This window comes from Salipiger sp. HF18, from assembly GCF_011806505.1.
In the GTDB taxonomy this organism is placed as follows: Bacteria; Pseudomonadota; Alphaproteobacteria; order Rhodobacterales; family Rhodobacteraceae; genus Salipiger; species Salipiger thiooxidans.
This window is the reverse complement of record NZ_JAATOS010000993.1, coordinates 1-535: the sequence shown is the minus strand read 5'-3', so window position 1 is coordinate 535 and position 535 is coordinate 1. Positions and strand designations below refer to the sequence as shown.

The following is a 535-nucleotide window of genomic DNA, read 5'->3' as shown; positions in this document are numbered from 1 at the left end:
ACACCAACCTCAAGGCGCTGTTCTTCACCTGCAAGGCCTTCGGCAAGGCGCTGGTCGGCACCGGCACGCCGGACGCCATCGTCAACATCGCCTGGCTGCTGTCCTTCCAGGGTGGCATCCGGGTGCCCGCCTACACCGCCTCCAAGCACGGCGTCGCGGGGGTCACCAAGATCCTCGCCAACGAATGGGCGCCGCACCGGATCACCGTGAACGCCTTCGCGCCGGGCTACATCGCCACCAACAACACCGAGGCGCTGCGCGACGACCCCGAGCGCTCGAAGGCCATCCTCGAGCGCATCCCGGCGGGCCGCTGGGGCGAGCCTTCGGACATCGGCGGCACCGCCGCCTTCCTCGCCTCGCCCGCGGCGACCTATGTCACCGGCGCCGTCATCAACGTCGGCGGCGGCTGGCTGGCGCGCTGAACGACCCTTCCGGGCCCCGATGAGGGCGCGCCACCACCGGCGCGCCCTTTTTCGTGATCGCGCCCGGGCTCTGCCAGCAGGAACCGCATGGCATCGACCCTTGACGTTCGGGC

At 70.7% G+C, this 535-nt stretch carries 1 protein-coding gene; it reads left to right on the top strand.

Translation table 11 applies throughout. The features are described from left to right. A partial coding sequence (locus HC022_RS28445; protein ID WP_167454585.1) for an SDR family oxidoreductase occupies positions 1-422 on the top strand: 422 nt, incomplete at its 5' end. Positions 423-535: the final 113 nt, after the last annotated feature.